At 49.2% G+C, this 16,311-nt stretch carries 15 protein-coding genes; 4 read left to right on the forward strand and 11 right to left on the reverse strand.

From position 1 onward, the window contains the following. Positions 1–366: 366 nt before the first annotated feature. The 3 genes from MRY86_RS05145 to MRY86_RS05155 all read right to left on the reverse strand — a co-directional run bounded on the left by MRY86_RS05145 (position 367) and on the right by MRY86_RS05155 (position 2,915). On the reverse strand, positions 367–720 hold the full coding sequence (locus tag MRY86_RS05145) for a helix-turn-helix transcriptional regulator (RefSeq protein WP_293566565.1): 354 nt from the start codon (positions 718–720) through the stop codon (positions 367–369). A 183-nt stretch (positions 721–903) separates the two neighbouring features. After that, positions 904–1,299, reverse strand: a complete 396-nt coding sequence (locus MRY86_RS05150; protein ID WP_293566566.1) for a helix-turn-helix transcriptional regulator — start codon at positions 1,297–1,299, stop codon at positions 904–906. 356 nt (positions 1,300–1,655) lie between these two features. Then, complete coding sequence (locus MRY86_RS05155; protein WP_293566567.1) at positions 1,656–2,915, reverse strand: pitrilysin family protein; 1,260 nt, start codon at positions 2,913–2,915, stop codon at positions 1,656–1,658. A 174-nt stretch (positions 2,916–3,089) separates the two neighbouring features. Here MRY86_RS05155 and MRY86_RS05160 point away from each other — a divergent pair, with 174 nt between their 5' ends. The 3 genes from MRY86_RS05160 to MRY86_RS05170 are packed head-to-tail and all read left to right on the forward strand — an operon-like array spanning position 3,090 to position 5,208. Beyond that, positions 3,090–3,272 carry a hypothetical protein gene (locus tag MRY86_RS05160; RefSeq protein ID WP_293566568.1) on the forward strand — a complete coding sequence of 61 codons (183 nt, stop codon included), beginning with the start codon at positions 3,090–3,092 and terminating at the stop codon, positions 3,270–3,272. 54 nt (positions 3,273–3,326) lie between these two features. Then, complete coding sequence (locus tag MRY86_RS05165; RefSeq protein WP_293566569.1) at positions 3,327–3,827, forward strand: energy transducer TonB; 501 nt, start codon at positions 3,327–3,329, stop codon at positions 3,825–3,827. A 1-nt stretch (position 3,828) separates the two neighbouring features. Further along, positions 3,829–5,208, forward strand: coding sequence for an energy transducer TonB (locus tag MRY86_RS05170; protein WP_293566570.1), 1,380 nt, complete (start codon positions 3,829–3,831; stop codon positions 5,206–5,208). A 140-nt stretch (positions 5,209–5,348) separates the two neighbouring features. Here MRY86_RS05170 and MRY86_RS05175 read toward each other — a convergent pair whose 3' ends face one another. Further along, the gene (locus MRY86_RS05175) at positions 5,349–6,002 is read right to left on the reverse strand and encodes a DUF3800 domain-containing protein (protein ID WP_293566571.1); all 654 of its coding nucleotides are present in this window, start codon (positions 6,000–6,002) and stop codon (positions 5,349–5,351) included. Positions 6,003–6,428: 426 nt separating this feature from the next. On the opposite strand from MRY86_RS05175, the gene scpA reads away from it, so the two are divergent. Then, positions 6,429–8,570 carry a methylmalonyl-CoA mutase gene (gene scpA / locus MRY86_RS05180; RefSeq protein WP_293566572.1) on the forward strand — a complete coding sequence of 714 codons (2,142 nt, stop codon included), beginning with the start codon at positions 6,429–6,431 and terminating at the stop codon, positions 8,568–8,570. A gap of 70 nt (positions 8,571–8,640) precedes the next feature. Here scpA and MRY86_RS05185 read toward each other — a convergent pair whose 3' ends face one another. The 7 genes from MRY86_RS05185 to MRY86_RS05215 all read right to left on the reverse strand — a co-directional run bounded on the left by MRY86_RS05185 (position 8,641) and on the right by MRY86_RS05215 (position 16,282). After that, positions 8,641–8,994, reverse strand: a complete 354-nt coding sequence (locus tag MRY86_RS05185; RefSeq protein WP_293566573.1) for a DUF5615 family PIN-like protein — start codon at positions 8,992–8,994, stop codon at positions 8,641–8,643. A 97-nt stretch (positions 8,995–9,091) separates the two neighbouring features. After that, positions 9,092–9,334, reverse strand: a complete 243-nt coding sequence (locus tag MRY86_RS05190) for a DUF433 domain-containing protein (RefSeq protein ID WP_293566574.1) — start codon at positions 9,332–9,334, stop codon at positions 9,092–9,094. A gap of 387 nt (positions 9,335–9,721) precedes the next feature. Next, complete coding sequence (locus tag MRY86_RS05195; RefSeq protein ID WP_293566575.1) at positions 9,722–10,537, reverse strand: antA/AntB antirepressor family protein; 816 nt, start codon at positions 10,535–10,537, stop codon at positions 9,722–9,724. A gap of 461 nt (positions 10,538–10,998) precedes the next feature. Next, entirely contained in the window at positions 10,999–12,501 is a 1,503-nt protein-coding gene (locus tag MRY86_RS05200; RefSeq protein ID WP_293566576.1) for a hypothetical protein, read from the reverse strand. Between the two features lie 74 nt (positions 12,502–12,575). Then, positions 12,576–13,556 carry an NAD-dependent epimerase/dehydratase family protein gene (locus MRY86_RS05205; RefSeq protein WP_293566577.1) on the reverse strand — a complete coding sequence of 327 codons (981 nt, stop codon included), beginning with the start codon at positions 13,554–13,556 and terminating at the stop codon, positions 12,576–12,578. A gap of 130 nt (positions 13,557–13,686) precedes the next feature. Further along, positions 13,687–15,069 (reverse strand): ATP-binding protein, encoded by a 1,383-nt coding sequence (locus MRY86_RS05210; protein ID WP_293566578.1) that lies wholly within the window; start codon positions 15,067–15,069, stop codon positions 13,687–13,689. Positions 15,070–15,073: 4 nt separating this feature from the next. Continuing rightward, on the reverse strand, positions 15,074–16,282 hold the full coding sequence (locus MRY86_RS05215) for an FIST N-terminal domain-containing protein (RefSeq protein WP_293566579.1): 1,209 nt from the start codon (positions 16,280–16,282) through the stop codon (positions 15,074–15,076). Positions 16,283–16,311: the final 29 nt, after the last annotated feature.

The following is a 16,311-nucleotide window of genomic DNA, read 5'->3' on the forward strand; positions in this document are numbered from 1 at the left end:
CGTTGAAGGCATGCCCCTTCCATGCCACTCTGCCACATATTCATGGCAAAGGGCAATGGAGGTATTAATGCTGCATGGGCATTTGATGGTTTACCCTGATGCAGACATTAGTATGCCTGGTGCTGGCATATTCTCCATTCGCAGCATTAGCATTCAGAGAATATACATGACAGCATAGTCGGTTCGGAATAGCCGAAATATTAAATTGTAAGCGGGGGAATATTGATGGGAAGTCAGTTGCTGTTTACCTCCCGGAACTTAAATCAGTGGTTCATAGTGTTGTGAGTCCCTCCATATAAGGACAGTACAAATGTAAGCAAGGTATTACACACAATTCTGACACCTTGTGCCACAATCCTGCCAAAGTCAATTGCGCTTGATTTCGTCATTAGGACGTACACCATAATGCTCATAGTATACGGTAGAGAAATAGTCAGCTCTTTGGTAGCCGACCATTTTCGCCAGTTTGTTGAGGTCTCCGGTATAACCTTTCCGGATAATCTCCTTAGCTTTTATCATTCTGGCTTTTCGAATATACTGGTTCGGCGTTTTGCCCGTCAGCAGTTTTAACTTCCGGTAAAATTGCCGTTCACTTACAAATAGCTGCATCGCTATTTGTGCGACTACAAAGGAAGAGTCTTTTAGGTTGCTCGCAATAATGCGGTCAACTTTATTTAGCCATTCTCTTTGCGCAGGGGAGTGATTTGATTTTGATGCCATGGTTGAAGGGGATAGCATGGTGTTGTTGGTTGATTGTGATTGTTTAGTGTTGTTTGTAAGGTCCGTGATGCTTTTGTGTGGGGAACGAATGTACAGCCCCGCAAAGCAAGAGTCGGTAAAGACGTCTTGCCTAAGTATAGGGCTCTAGCGCATCTGCACGGGCCTTTTTATATAGCCTTGATCTCAGAAAACATCAATAGACTCACTGGGACGAAAACCGTACCGCGCCTCGAATAGCTTAGAGAAGTAATTGGTTTTCGCATAGCCGACTAATTTGGCCAGATGGCTAATGCTCTTTACTTTTCCGGCATCCAAGAGTGCTTTTGCACGTTCCAGCCGCCACCGTTGCATAAGTTGGTTTGGCGTGCGCCGGGTCACTTTCTTGATTTTTCGGTAAAACTGCCGCTCACTCATATGCATTTGAGTGGCAATCTCATCAATGGTAAGTGACGGGGCAGATAATTGCTTTTCTACTTTTAGCTTAACTCTTTTGAGCCAGAGCTCATCCTCGGTTGAGGATTTTTCTTTTTTAGAATCCCTTTTCGCAGTTGAATGAAGGATCAGTGTTGTGTTGGACATTGGGTTCGGTTTAGTGTTTTATCATTCACCGTGCATACCTGTCCTTGTCAACATTCAATCTGTTGAGCGTAAGCATAACTTCGCAGCTAGCCATAGGCTCAATTCAATTTGTGTAAGAGGGATATACTTATTGATTTTAGGGCTATGGCGGCACTCATTCCAAAGAAAAATGGATAAGAATTGAAGCCAACTAATGTTACCTGAAAAAACAGACCATAGTTTGCCCTAAGTTTAGTAGCATGGTAAAGATAAACTTTTCCCAGCCTATTATTCTGCCAACATTGGAGGTTCTGGCTAATTATGCTTGGTTTTGCAACGAAGCTTCCAATTTTAATATTGATTTAACATTGAGAAGGTTAGCTTTTTACGTTAGGCCCGGTGAGCTTCGCCTTATAAAACAATTCCGAACAGTTTTCCTCAGTGAGAATGGCTTTGGCAGCCCGGTGAAGATCTTCAGTAGTGATTTCCTGATAAAGAGACGCTTCCTGATTAATCAGGTCCGCATTGCCCAGCAATTCGAAAAAACCAAGGTTCATGGCCTTATTGACCACATTGAGCTCTGAGAAAATCAGTGTACTTTCTACCTTGTTCTTTAGCTTTTCCAGCTCTCTCTCTGGTATGGGAGACGCTTTTAGCAATTCCAGTTCTTTCCAGATCGCCTCTGCTGCGGTTTCCAGGCTTACCCCTTCCGCTGGTTGCCCTTCAATAACGAGGAGGCCGGGGTCTATACTTCCGGTGACGTAGCAATCAATGGTGGTGAAGAGCTGTTGCTCCTTCAATAGCCTGCGGTACAGGCGGGAGGAACTACCGTTGCTGAGTACGTCAGAGATTAAATCCACCACATAGTAATCCCGCTGATAGCGCGAAGGCATATGAAAAGCCAGGTATAGCGCATCCACGGGTACGTTGGCTTCGTTGATGCGTTTTTCGAACCGCTCCTGTGGGGGCTCCTCAGGCAGTTGCCGCTTTCTTTCGGGGCCGCGGGGGATTTCACCAAACCACTTTTCGGCCAGACGGCGGACTTCTGCAGTGGTTACATTGCCCGCTACAGATAAAATGGCATTATTGGGCCGGTAATGGGTGTAGAAAAAGTCCTTCACATCCTCAATGGTAGCATCTTCCACATGCTTGGGCACTTTTCCAATGGTGGGCCAGCGGTAGGGGTGGACCTTGTAGGCCATGTCAGCAATATGGTGCCATACATCTCCGTAAGGCTCGTTGAGGCAGGTCTCTTTAAACTCTTCGAGCACCACTTTGCGCTGCACTTCCAGCACCTCCTCATCAAAATTGAGGGCCATCATGCGATCAGATTCCAGCCAAAACGCTGTTTCCAGGTTTTCGGCAGGCAGGACCTCGTAGAAGTTGGTGATGTCGTTGTTGGTAAAGGCGTTGTTGTCGCCACCTGCCATTTGGATGGGCGTATCAAAATCAGAAACATTGGCAGAGCCACCAAACATCAGGTGCTCAAAGAGGTGGGCAAACCCGGTCTTCTCCGGAGACTCATCCCTTGCCCCTACATTATACAGCACGTTTACTGCCGCCATGGGGGTGCTATCGTCCTCATGAACGATGACTCTGAGGCCATTTTGGAGTTCAAACCGCTCGAATTGTATCACTTGCTCTGGCTTTAAATGAACACTGCTTGCACACCGATTGCCCGCTATTTACTGACAAATGCTTGAAAAATCAAGCCGCTATGCACCAAAGAAGAACATTTTTGCATCTGTCAGGTTGTAATCGATTCCCGAAAAATTAACCACACTGGGCCCGGTGGCAAAACCATTGCCATCATGAAAAGAACAGATATTTCCCGCCTGCGGTATGCCCGCAGCGCCAACTTGCAGCTTGGCCTGATCGCCGCTCTGGGCTTGGTGATCACCGCTTTCAACTGGACTGTAGAGGACCGACTGCCTGACCGTTATGAAGAACGTATGCTGACTAATGAGCTGGAATACGAAGTGGTGCGCACCTAATCCGCTCAGCCCCGTCCTAAACCACCGCAGCTACCTACTGCCGAAATAGAACCTGTGGAAGAGCCCATTGCGGCATTCACACCAGAGCCTGTAATCATTGACCTGCCCGTTGTTTCAGAACCCGGTCCTGCAGTTGGCACACCGGAACCGGTCATTTACGAACCCACGCCAATACCGCCCAAACCCAAAGACGAAGCTCCACCTATCTTTAAGGTCGTGGAAGAAATGCCGGTTTTTGGAGACTGTGTTGCGTTGCCCTTATCTGAACGCAGGCAATGCTCCGACGCGGCTTTGCTCAGCTACATCTACAAACACATCCGCTACCCGGGAGCAGCCCGGGAAAATGGCATAGAAGGAACCGTCTATGTGCAGTTTGTGGTCGAAAAGGACGGCAGCGCGAGCCAGGTCAAAATTCTTCGGGATATTGGCGGGGGCTGCGGCAGAGAAGTGGAGCGGGTGGTGGCCGAAATGCCGAAGTGGTCAGTGCCAGGCAAACAGCGGGGGCGGCCGGTACGTGTACAGTTCAACCTGCCTGTCAAATTTAAACTCCAATAGAATGCACCGGATACTTTTGTTTTTGCTTTTAGGACCGCTTTTAGCTTGGGGGCAGGCGGAAGAAGGTGCCGCTAAGGAAGAATCTATCTGGCTTAACGGCGATGAGCCCCCTTACCTTGCTGCTTGTACAGGAGACAGAGCGCAACGTCGGAGTTGTACGGACGCGTTGTTTTGGGATGCCTTATTAGATAATCTTGTAAGCCCGGAAATAACAGGTCGCCTCAACCCTGAAGCCTATATAGTTTTACAATTTGAAATTACTACTGAGGGCTACATGGAAAACGCCCGGGTTGCCAGAGACCGGTTGGGGCCCTCCTTCGCTGATGCGGCTCTTAGGGCTTTATTGAAAGTGATTAGTAAGGGAGAGAAAATGCGCTGGGTGCCATTCAACTCGTTTGGCAGGGCTCATCGGGTGACCTACAATATACCTCTCCGGGGGCATCATTTTTTAAGATTGAGTGCGTCACAGAACAATCTGGCAGACAAGAGCAAAGAAGATTCTGTAGCATTGAAGCTCACTTTCAGAGGCACAGGAATGCCTGGTCAGAGGCAGGTGGCTCCATATGCTGTGCCTCAGTTAGCAGCTTGCAATGAGAACACTGTAAAGGGGGCCGTCAGCGAATGCACCCTGTCCCGAATTCAGGAGTATTTGGGAGCCCATTTACGCTGCCCTTCGCAAGAGAAAGGCTTTTCGCCTCAGTATCCTGGCGTTACCGCCCGCTTTATCATCCGCGCGGATGGGCAGATGGAGCCGGAAGCAGAGGTGGTCCGGACGATTGGGCCAGAATACGGTCGTGCTGTTCGGTTGCTTCTCCGGCAAATGGCTCGTGATACTTCTATAAGGTGGACGCCGGGTGAACGCAGCGGACAGGTTGTGGACACAGAGGTATTCCTTTTTGTGCCTTTGGAAATCTTTGAGCAGGCCTGTTTGAGCAACCCAAAGCTTTTGACACCACCACCCCCGCCGCCACCCCCGCCGCCGATAATCCGTTGCAGTGAAACATTCAAATGGGTGCCAAATATGCCCCGCTTTCCAGGTTGTGAGGACCTGGCAGACCGGAGTGACCGGGAAAAATGTGCAAAGGAGCAATTGAATGCCTACCTGCAATCAAACATTCAGTACCCGGAAGAAGCCGTCCGACTTGGCATAGAAGGCACGGCTAAAATCCGGTTCATCGTGGAAAAAGACGGAACAGTGAGTAGTGAAACTATTGTGCGTGATCCTGGCGGCGGGCTGGGAGAGGAAGCGTTGCGTATTGTGCAATCCATGCGCCAACAGGGGATTCAGTGGGTCATTTCCGGAAGGTCAGGGAGCCGGGCTGTTGATGTGCAGTTTATCGTTCCAGTTGTATTCAGGCTGTCTGACCATGTGACAAACTAAGAATTACTGGTAGTTTTTCGACAGAGCAGTGGCCCGAAGTTTGGGCCCTGCTCTTTTTTTGATTCGACTGCAGTGTGCCAGCGCGAGCAATACATAGTAAAACGAGTTAATCGCTGGCAATGAGATTTCAAGTCGACATCCTAAAAGAATAATTCCTTTACCTCAATACTTTGAGATAAAATCTGGAATGGCTCTTCTACTTCGTCTTCGTACTTTCTCCAAATGAAATTTGCGATCCAATCAATAAAAATTAGCCTTTTGTTGTTGTGGCTTTCTTCCGGCTGGTAGCTTATTCTCACTGTTGAGCTACGATTGAACCATAACTCCGTTTTCAAAAGATCCGGGTAACTATTAAAACTTTCTCTTGGGACACTTCTTTTATCAGGAATAATATTAACCTTCTTTAGGGCGATGAGATTAGAACAAAGGGCTTCCTTTGCCATGTAGTTGTACAGGATGTTTTCGCTATTTTCTTCCTTGATGCAATCGGGGGTCTTAGATTTTTTGGCAGTTATCGCTCTTATTATAATATTTGGATGCCTTTTGAGCATATTCGAAATATCCCTGGCCGTTGACCTGGCTCTTTTGTTTGAAAAGTCAGACCCTTTATATTCTTTTTCTGAGCCCCTCTCTTTATTGAATTTGGTGACGAACCTGTTGATGTGCTTATTTTGTTCATTTGGAATGATTAGGTAGGCAATAGTAAAGAACTGACTGGACCCTCCTTTCCTGAACTTTCTATCCAAAATCCAGCCGAGGTCTCCGCTCTCGTCGAAGTAGGCATCGTAGTCCATTTATCTTTGGTTCCCGGGGGTTAAAAAAAGAGGTCTTCAGCGTGATACTAAAGACCTCTTTTGAAGAAGCAACCTACCGGCGACGTACTCAAATTACGTTTAGGATAATGCGCAGTGAATTGCGGATCGTCCCGCTTGGAGTAGGATTTTTAAGTCTTCTAAACAAAAATAAGTCTTATTAAGAAAGCATGCAACTGTTCCATACAGTTTTGTATAACAAATCTGGTGAAGATATACCTGTAGTCCTCTTCGATATACAACTATTTGTTTAGCATCCGCGCTCCAGGCAGAATTTCAGGAAAAGATAGCTACCGTAAATATTTAATTCAGTGTTTTTGAGGATTTGTTTGACATAGCCTGACAATTATCATTCGAGTCCTAATCTGCGGTTTCTTATATTTGGAGCTGTATCAAAAGCCACCTGTTATGCCACGCCCGGATTATAGCAAGCTCGAACTAGACTTTGACCTGCTCACCGATCAGATACCTGAGGGGGAAGCCTGGGAAACGCCCGAGAAAATTGAAGTGCCTCCTTCGGTCACCCCTGATTTTTCCAAAGATTTAAAGCATTTGGCTTACGCTGCCGGATTGCCGCCTTACCTCAGAGGGCCGTACAGTTCCATGTATGCGGTGCGCCCGTGGACGATCCGGCAATACGCTGGTTTTTCTACAGCGGAGGAGAGCAACGCTTTCTACCGCCGCAACCTGGAGCAGGGGCAAAAAGGCTTGTCGGTCGCTTTTGACCTGGCCACTCACCGGGGGTACGATTCTGACCACGAGCGCGTAAGCGGCGATGTGGGGAAAGCAGGCGTGGCCATCGATTCTGTAGAGGATATGAAAGTCCTCTTCGATCAGATTCCACTGGATAAAATGTCGGTTTCCATGACGATGAACGGGGCGGTGATCCCCGTAATGGCCTTCTACATCATCGCAGCCGAAGAGCAGGGAGTCAAGCCGGAGCAACTAAGCGGTACCATTCAGAATGATATCCTCAAGGAGTTCATGGTACGGAATACTTACATTTATCCACCGCTGCCATCTATGCGTATTATTGCGGATATTTTTGAGTATACGGCTAAGCATATGCCACGCTTCAACTCGATCAGCATCAGCGGGTACCACATGCATGAAGCCGGGGCTACGGCTGATATCGAACTGGCCTATACCCTGGGCGACGGGCTGCAGTACATCCGTGCCGGTTTGCAAGCCGGTTTGAAGATTGACGACTTTGCGCCCCGCCTGTCCTTTTTCTGGGGCATTGGCATGAACCACTTTATGGAAATTGCCAAGATGCGGGCTGGTCGTATGCTTTGGGCCAAAATCGTGAAGCAGTTCAATCCGGAGAATCCCAAGTCCATGGCGCTGCGCACCCACAGTCAGACTTCCGGTTGGAGCCTTACGGAGCAAGACCCTTTCAACAACGTCGGGCGTACAGCCATCGAAGCGCTGGCGGCTACGCTGGGCGGCACACAGTCCCTGCACACCAACAGCCTGGACGAAGCGATTGCGCTACCCACGGATTTCTCTGCCAAGATTGCCCGCGATACACAGATATACCTCCAAAAAGAATCGGATATTACCAAAGCGGTCGACCCCTGGGCCGGCTCTCACTATGTGGAGTACCTGACCAATGAGTTGGTCAACCGCGCCTGGAAACTGATCGAGGAGGTTGAAGAACTGGGCGGCATGGCTAAAGCGATTGAAGATGGCCTGCCCAAGCTGCGCATTGAGGAAGCTGCTGCCCGCAAGCAGGCCCGTATTGACAGTGGTAAAGATCAAATTGTAGGTGTCAATGTTTTCCGCCTGGATGCGGAAGACCCCATCGATATCCTGGAAGTGGACAATACGGCTGTGCGGGAATCCCAAATCCGCCGTATCAATGAGGTGAAGGCCAACCGTAATGAAGAAGCGGTTCAAAAAGCATTGGAGGCCATATACGAGTGCGCCCGCACTGGGGAGGGCAACCTTCTGGACAAAGCAGTAGATGCGGCAAGAGTCCGGGCTACCCTTGGTGAAATTTCGGATGCGATGGAGCGGCACTTCGGCCGTTTTGTGGCACAGACCAAGTCCGTGTCCGGAGTATACTCCAGCGAGATCAAAACCGACCAGGAATTCAAAATGGCACATGAGCTGGCGGACCGTTTTGCAGCACTGGAAGGCCGCCGCCCTCGTATTATGGTGGCCAAACTGGGGCAGGACGGGCACGATCGTGGTGCCAAAGTGATTGCGACAAGCTTTGCTGACCTGGGCTTTGACGTCGATATCGGACCGCTTTTCCAAACCCCGGAAGAAGCTGCCCGTCAGGCTGCAGAAAACGATGTGCATATTCTGGGCATCTCTTCTCTGGCTGCCGGCCATAAAACACTCGTTCCAGCTACCATCAAAGCCTTGGAGGCTATTGGGCGCGAAGATATTATGGTGGTGGTAGGTGGTGTCATCCCCGCTCAGGACTATCAGTATTTGTACGATCAGGGGGTTGTGGGCGTTTTCGGGCCTGGAACAAAGATTGCCAAAGCGGCCTCGCAAATATTGCAGGTGTTGATTGAGGGGGTAGAGGAGGCTGTGTAAGTTTTTTATCTCTGAGAATATGTAAATGGATGGCAGTGTGTTGTTTGCACGAGGTATTCTTGTGCTCTGGCTATTTAATTCTCCGCTGCCGAATTCGATTTTCGTCAATAACCGTGAATTGATTGTCAAAATCAATCGCCTGGGTTTCGACTAGATGGGCAATAAAAATTCCAGGGAATTCAGGGTAGAACTCTCTCCATCTTAGGTAAATCACGCCTGCTGGCTTGTATCCATTTTTATATACCAATTCGCCATAATCGCTGTCAAAAGTGACGATAATTCTTCCTTCCCGAACGGAGAAGTTCATGACTTCTTCATCGGAGATGCCAGCGTTTTCAACCCCTATGTGCTTGATGTCATATCCAAGTTCTAACAGGATATGGAAACTCTTCATGGGGAAGTTTTCGTTTGCAAGCAGTTTCATCTGGTGGATTGAGTCGTAAACGCCTAATCATTCTAAGTTCAGCACTAGCAAGGGCATCAGGGGCAAAGCAACTAGCGAGTAATTCGGTCTGTTCGCATCAGGCTCTGTTCTCAATAGGGGAATATAAAAGGCCATCCTTCATACAATTGTAAGTGAAGGCGTAAACGGCTCTTATGGATTCACTGGTTAGTCGGGGATAGTTATCGAGGATGTCTTTTTCAGACCATCCGTTTGCAAGCCTTTCTAAAATGAATTCAACGGCAATCCTTGTGCCTTTGATCACAGGCTTTCCAAGTAAAATTTCTTTGTCAGATTCAATGTGCTGCTCCCAGTCAATCATGCGCCTTTCATTTATTTCTTAAAGTTAAGGAGGTTTGCCGTTTTTGTCAATGTTTTTGCACTACTCCTTATTCAGATTTAATCTCAAAAAAACACCCCACCTCAATGGGAACGGAGGTGGGGCATCTAACCGCTAATCTTCTGAAACAGCCGGGTGGATTCGTGCCGGGTTATAACCCCCCTCTTGGATATGCTCTGCACGAAATAGCCAGCAAATTAAAAATCAGCAGCGGTAATGGTATTGATTTGACTAAGATTAAAATGGGTCAAACAAAACGAACAAGTTGTTTATAGTGCTTCACAACGCTCACCCGCGTTGGGAGAATTATTAATAGCTAAAGGGGTTGCTTCCGCTTGAAAGATAACTTTGTGATCACCACTATCGCCATTAGGCAGTCATAGCAGACACCTTGGGCTCGAAGCTTCGGATTTCCCGCACCAGGCGGTCATTAGCACGCGGGGCGAAAAGCGAAGCCATGCCCTCGCGGTCGTCCTGTACTTCAATGCGCAGCTCTTTGGCAAAACGCTTCGCCAAATCGCCCATGCTACAGGCAAATGTTTTGGTTTTACCCATCGCCATGAACTGATCAATAACAGCGGTACGGATTAGCTCATAAGCATCGAGTTGCAACAGCATTTGCCGTTGCGTTTTGCCCTGAGCGGGTTTGCCCATCGCCATCAGCTTGCGCCTCAGTGCGGTCGCAGAATAGCCCAAGACCTCAGCGCGGTATTTCCACCAGTTGGCGGTCTGACCGCCATTACGGGCTTCGTACACTTTTAGGTGGCTCTTTTCTGCCGCTTCCTGACAGGACACCATGCTCATCGCTTTGGTCAGTTCCAAAACCTTCATCACATCCTCTTCATTGAGCCGGGCTGTGTTGGACTCGGCTTCTTCTATTTCAGTATGCGACAACAGTTTGGCATACTTCAGCTTCACCTTGCTTTTGGACGACAGGCAGATGAGCTTGGCCAGCTCTACGGTCAGGTAATAATCCTTTAAAATTGGATTGCCCTTGGTCTTTCGGTTGGCGAAGTCACGAAGCTTCTCAGGCCGGCGGATGTCATCCCGGAACTCGTAGATGTCCGTAATCCACCGCTTTACGTTGGTCGCGTAGTGGTGGTCGGTGAGCTGCAGCGCCTGATGCAATTCAGTAGCGGCTACTACTTTCGTTCCTTTTTTGCTGATGTAAATGGGCAAGTCCATATGCTACGTATCTGATTACGTATACAAAAATGCAAGAAATGTTTTTATTTGTCAAGTTTTTAAACAAATAATTTTTCACTTTTTTGTTGCTTTCCGTTTTTTGCTGCTTTAATTGTTGTTTATCAAGTATTTAGGATTATTTATTTCAGGAGTTTACTTCTGTTTTAAATAGGGTTTAATTTATTTGGTGATGTTTTAGAGGGCGATAAAATGGAGGGTTGTTTTAAATGAGAAGCTTGAAATTACTTCGGAAAACCTTATGCAGCAGTCACTGTATTTTGAGCTTTGCTGCTTTGGAAAGGGTAAGATATTTTAAGAAATCGCGCGATTTCTTAAAGTCAACTTTACAAAATCACGTAATTTCCAAAAAGTTAGGAAACCTACCCCCAAGCCACCTACGATACCGTAGACCAGGACAACTTTCTAAACTTTGTGGTGTAGCGCAACCGGGGCGTACGCTGCTACTTGTCTGTATTCACAAGCAGCCCCAGCTTTCCCATTTTTTGCAGCAGCGCTTCATTGACACTGAGGTCGTAGTCGATGGGGCCACCCACGACTTCCAATGCTGTTCCGCCCGGTGGGATGAGGGCGTGGCTGGGGTAACCGCATAGCTTCAGTTCTCCGCAAAGCTGTTCGGTCTGACGGGCGGTGAGCAAGTGGTGCGCTCCACTCAGGTTATGCGCTTCGATGACGGACCTCCACCTCGGCTCCGGCGACCGGGAGGCAAGGAACAGTGGTTGCACCCGGTTGGTATCCATTTTGGCCAGAAAGGCATTGTAGTGCGGTATTTCCCGCATACAGGGGCTGCACCAGGTACCCCAGCTGACCAGGTAGATGTACTTTTCCTGGTAGGGCTGTAGCAACTGCTTCAGGTCTTCGGAGGCTAGGTCTATACTTTGGCCCTCGTTATTGGTGGGTGCGATTTCCGAATTGGTGTAGGGTTCATAGAGCGCATTCAAATAACTAAGTAAGGACTCATTGGTAATATGCGCTTTGTATTCTTCGTAAAGTTCCAACCGGTCAGCATCCTTAATATAAGTAGACTCTGCCAGGCTGTACAGGGCCCGGACTAGCAGGGCTTCGCGCAGGGTGCGGTTTTCGGTTGCCAGGGCGGCTTCGAGAAGATACCGCTTAACCGCTTTTACATCGCCCCTGATTTCATTGAAGTGGGAGGATTGATGTTGGGTTTCTGTTAAAACGTAATGGTAGTAAACATTCAGAAAGCGGCGGTAATATAAATTGGCTTCATAGCTGGGCTGGTATTCAAAGGCGTCTAATTCTGTGGCGTATTGGGGTGGGAATGCCACCGTAGAAGGCTGAATGTCCTGGCTTAAAGGCTTGAACAACCGATAGCTCAGCTTCTGCCTCAGGTACTTGAAGTAGATATCATTTTGCGCCCACTGATACAGAAAAGGGTGCAGGCTGTTCTCATCACGGTAGGCCTCAAGGAAGGCTGTTCTCCGTTCCCGGATGGTCTGTAAGGCCTGTAAAAAAGTATCCATTTCGAGAGCCTGCATTTCATTCGTAGACAAACCAGCCTGGCCATTTGCTTCATCGGCTTTTATGTAAGCCTGCAATTGCTGATGCAGCTCCTCCGTGATTTTACTGCCGCTGACCACCAACCCGTCCTGGCCTTGGCACAGTAGTTCTAAACGTTCATTAGGGATAAGAAAAATTCGGTGTTGCCCTCTGCCCATAATATAAGCCTCAATGGTATTTGGAAGGTCTAGCTCTAGCCGAAAATGGCCTACGCTATCGATGAGGCACCGATGCCGTATGGTCTCTCCGGAATTCAAATCCTCGTAGGACACCACAATAGCTTCCATGTCACTATCAGGGTCATAAGGCCTAACAGTTCCAGTAAGGACGGTTTTGCCAGGCTCCATCAATGCGGAATCTTCCGGTGTGCAGCTGACGGTAAACAGGGCTGCGATGGTCAAGGTAGTAAGTAAGAGGTCGCGCATAGCAATAGGGTTTCTTATAAAAATAACCATTTTCCGGTTAAATGTCTACTGCTCAGCGCTTTTTGCTATCAGGATCAACCGGTTTCCTGCTTTGCAATGCTGCGGTGCAAAGTTTTTGGAGAGCCAAAGCCCTGCACCATTCGTTCCAGTCCCTCTTCGTACGCGGTTACCTCAAATTCCGGGAACCGCTCCCGGAATTTCCGGTCAGACATCACATAGGGGTAGCGGAACTGATAGTCCATCTCCCGCACTTCGCGCAAGGGTGAGATGAACAGGCCGATCAGGCGTTGCAGCCAGAATGGGATCATACGAGCCTTGCGAAAAGTACCGAGCTGCCGGTTGTACATTTCCGTGATCTTCTGCATGGTAACCGGGGGGCCTACAGGCAGATGCCAGGCTTGTCCGTAGGTGTCTTCAGCAAGCGCCAGGGTGACCAGCGCCCGCCCAACATCTACTGTATCTGTGTAGGTGTGGGGCACATCGGGTGGAGAAAGCAACTGCGGCGATTTGCCTTTCAGCATACGCTCCAGGAATGAAACATAAAGCATGCTGTTGGTGGCGTAAGGCCCGTAAAAGTCGGCCGCCCGCCCAATGACGGCCTGTACCGTTCCCTTGTCCATAGCGCTTTTCAGCAAGTCGAGGGTAGCCTTCCTGGCTTTGCCTTTCTCGCTTTCCGGCTGCTGAGGGTGGAATTCGTCAAAGGGCTGCTGAAGTGGAGCCGGGCCATACATGTATACATTGTCCAGGAAGATGAGCCGGGCATGGTTGGCCGCACAGGCATTGATGACGTTGCGCATCAACAGGGGCCAGTCCCGTTTCCAAACCAATGCAGAATAGGGCAGCCCTACGCACAAATAGACGTGGGAAGACCCGCGGATGGCCCGATGGGCGTCTTCCACTTGCAATAAATCTGCGGGTACTGTGGCTATTCCCGATTTATGCATGGAGCGGCTGATGGCACGTACCGGTAGCCCCCGGTCGAGCAATTCATCGACAACGGCCCGGCCTACTGCGCCGGAAGCACCAAGTACAGTATGTAAATTGGAGTGTGGCATAAACTATGATTTTACCTTAAAGCTATATGGTTGTATGGCTTCGGTCCATCTTTTTGCCGTCAAGAGCCGTAAAGCACTGGTGAATCACCTCAAAACCAAAATGAAGCGTGAAGAGGGCCAGGTAGAAAGACTATTCTTCTGACTGTCTGGACGGCAAGGTGAAAAAGAATGTGCTCCCTTCACCTGGGCCAACGGATTCCACCCAAATTTTACCTTTGTGCTGCTCCACAATCTTTTTGCAAATACTCAGCCCTAGCCCGTTGCCCTCAAACTGTTGCTCCCGGTCAGCCCGCTGAAATAGACCGAAAATGCGTTTTTGATCCGCCGATCTGAGCCCAATCCCATTGTCCTTGACGGCGAACCGGTACCCATTTTGCGTAGGCTCTGCTTCCAGATGGATGAATGGCATACGGCCTTCCGGGGTGAATTTGATGGCATTGATGATCAGGTTCTGGAGCAGCTGCTGCATCTGCCGGTAGTTGGCCTGAACGGTAGGCAGGTTTTGGTATTTAAGCTGAGCTTTACGCTGCTGAAGGGTCAAAGATAGCTGTCCTTCAATTTTGTAAACCAGCTGCTGAAAGTCCACCTCCTTCATGTCTTGTATGGAAGAAGTGGAGACCCGGGCATAACGCAGTAGCGCATCAATGATATCGCTAAACCGCTTTACTTCCTCCCAGATCATATTGATGTACTCGCGGCTGACCGGGCTGATGCCAGACTGATCGCGCCTGAGCAAATCGGCAAACCCCTGTACGTTGCGCAGTGGCGCTTTGAGGTCATGAGAAACTACGTAGGCAAATTGTTCCAATTCCGCATTGGAGCGCAGCAAATCATTGGCTTTAGCCTCCAGCATTTGCTCCATGCGGCGGCGCTCCCTGATTTCCTGCTTGAGCAGCTCATTGGTCCGGAAATTATACATCAGGTAACTGGCCTTAGTAGCCATCACGGTGAAGGCGTGCCGGTCTTTTGGATTGATGGGGTCATAAAACCGCTGATCGGCTTTCTGCTGACCGGAAACAACCAGGCCGTAGAAGGAGTTGTCGGGGCGGTACATCGGAGCCACAAGGGCATCCTCCAGTTGCAAAAACGCCAGTTTGGCTTTGAAAGCCGGGTGTTCTCCCAGCAGAAAACCTTCCCGTTTTGGTAAGTCTTCGGATGCGAGGGGCAATACACTGGGGATAACGGAATTATTGAAACCAAACTGGCCAATAACCTGTAGCGCTCCGTCGTCCCGACATTCAGCAAATAAACAATGGGGCTGCTGAAAAGCTTGAATGAAGTACTCCGTTGCCACGGTGGCAAAACCTTCTATCGAATCCTGGAAGAGCCCTTCCTTACTAAAATCCTGTATGATTTTGAACCGGTTGAGCTCCTCATCAAGCTCGTTTTTGATAGAGATTAGTTGCTGCTGCGTACTTATACCACGGGTGACCCGGTCCTGCAATTCTGCACAGAGCCGGCTGAGGTCGTCGTAGCTGAGCTTGTCCTGGTCTGGGGAGTCAACGGGGGCCATTCGCCTATTGTCTGATCAATGCATAAATTGAAGTCGTGTAGTTGTGAAAGAGATTTTTGCCTTTTAATCGGGTGAACTCTCCAAAACCATACATGCCCAGCCAGGGCAGGGGTGTGCCCTTAGTGAGGGGCTGCTGCATGTTCTCAATAATCTCATCTTTGACGATTGAATCAAACATGGCCCGGCCGCGTGCCGCACAATCGGTATGGAAAACCGCAGCGACTTCCCGGTCGCCAATCTGGGTAGTAAGGCGTTCCATCATCCGGTCAAGCCCGGCGAAAATCAGTTCCTCATCGCGTTCCACAATCCAAAGGCGTGTCCCCTGAGGGCAATCTACCGGCATGTAAAAACTGCCGTCCTCGTCTACCTTTACAATGACCCGCAGAATGTGGTCGTTGTCGTAAGGTTCCCGAAAGCCATCCGGCAATAGTTCTGCCATGCCCGCTACAGGGATACAGGGGCCGGGGTGAGTATCCGCAGGGAAGTCAAGTTTGCTCATCAGGTAGGGCCAGGCAGGCTCTCCTTCTATCTCGATAACCCGGTTGCCTTCTGATCGGGTCACCGAAAAGGGCTGCCCTATAGGTACACTACCGTGGTGGACGCCCATTTCTACCGTTAAGGTGGGGTCGGAATAGCCAATCATAATCGCTCCGCGTTCCAATACCTTGCCATCTGCAAACTGATAGGAGCTTATGGCCCTCATATTGTCAGAACTGGTGCCGCCAAAAATGGGCATGTCCGCTCCGAAGACAGACTCAATGCCTTCGATGGCGCGGTCAGCCGCAATATCAATGCCAGAGGCCAAAAACTGGATCATATTAACATTTGCCTGAGTGGCTTTCAGCTCCAGGGCCATTTTTCGGGCTTCTTCATAGGAGTTATGCCCTCTGATGTTGTCGCAGCTCGTCACATGGTATTCCTGTGCTTCGTCGGGCACGACTGCCATCACTCCCAGTCCACGCATGCTTTCATTGGCGCCTTCCTTGCCAATTACACCTGCACAGGTACAGCCAACAAGCTCTGCCTGCGGGCAAACTTCACGGGCACCGGCTATGATTTCATCAAAGTCATGCCCAATGGTGCTGTGAACGACGATCAGCATTTTGTCCTGAAAAGTGCTGGGGGGCGCCTCGCCTAAAGCAGCAGTAAGGCACTGCTGAATGGCCTTTTTAGAATTAACCTGCCCATTGCTGGCAGAGTAAAAATTCAACATCGTTTTGGTGTTTTGTAGAGTTTGGAGAA

The organism is Phaeodactylibacter sp. (assembly GCF_022763345.1).
Lineage (GTDB): Bacteria > Bacteroidota > Bacteroidia > Chitinophagales > Saprospiraceae > Phaeodactylibacter.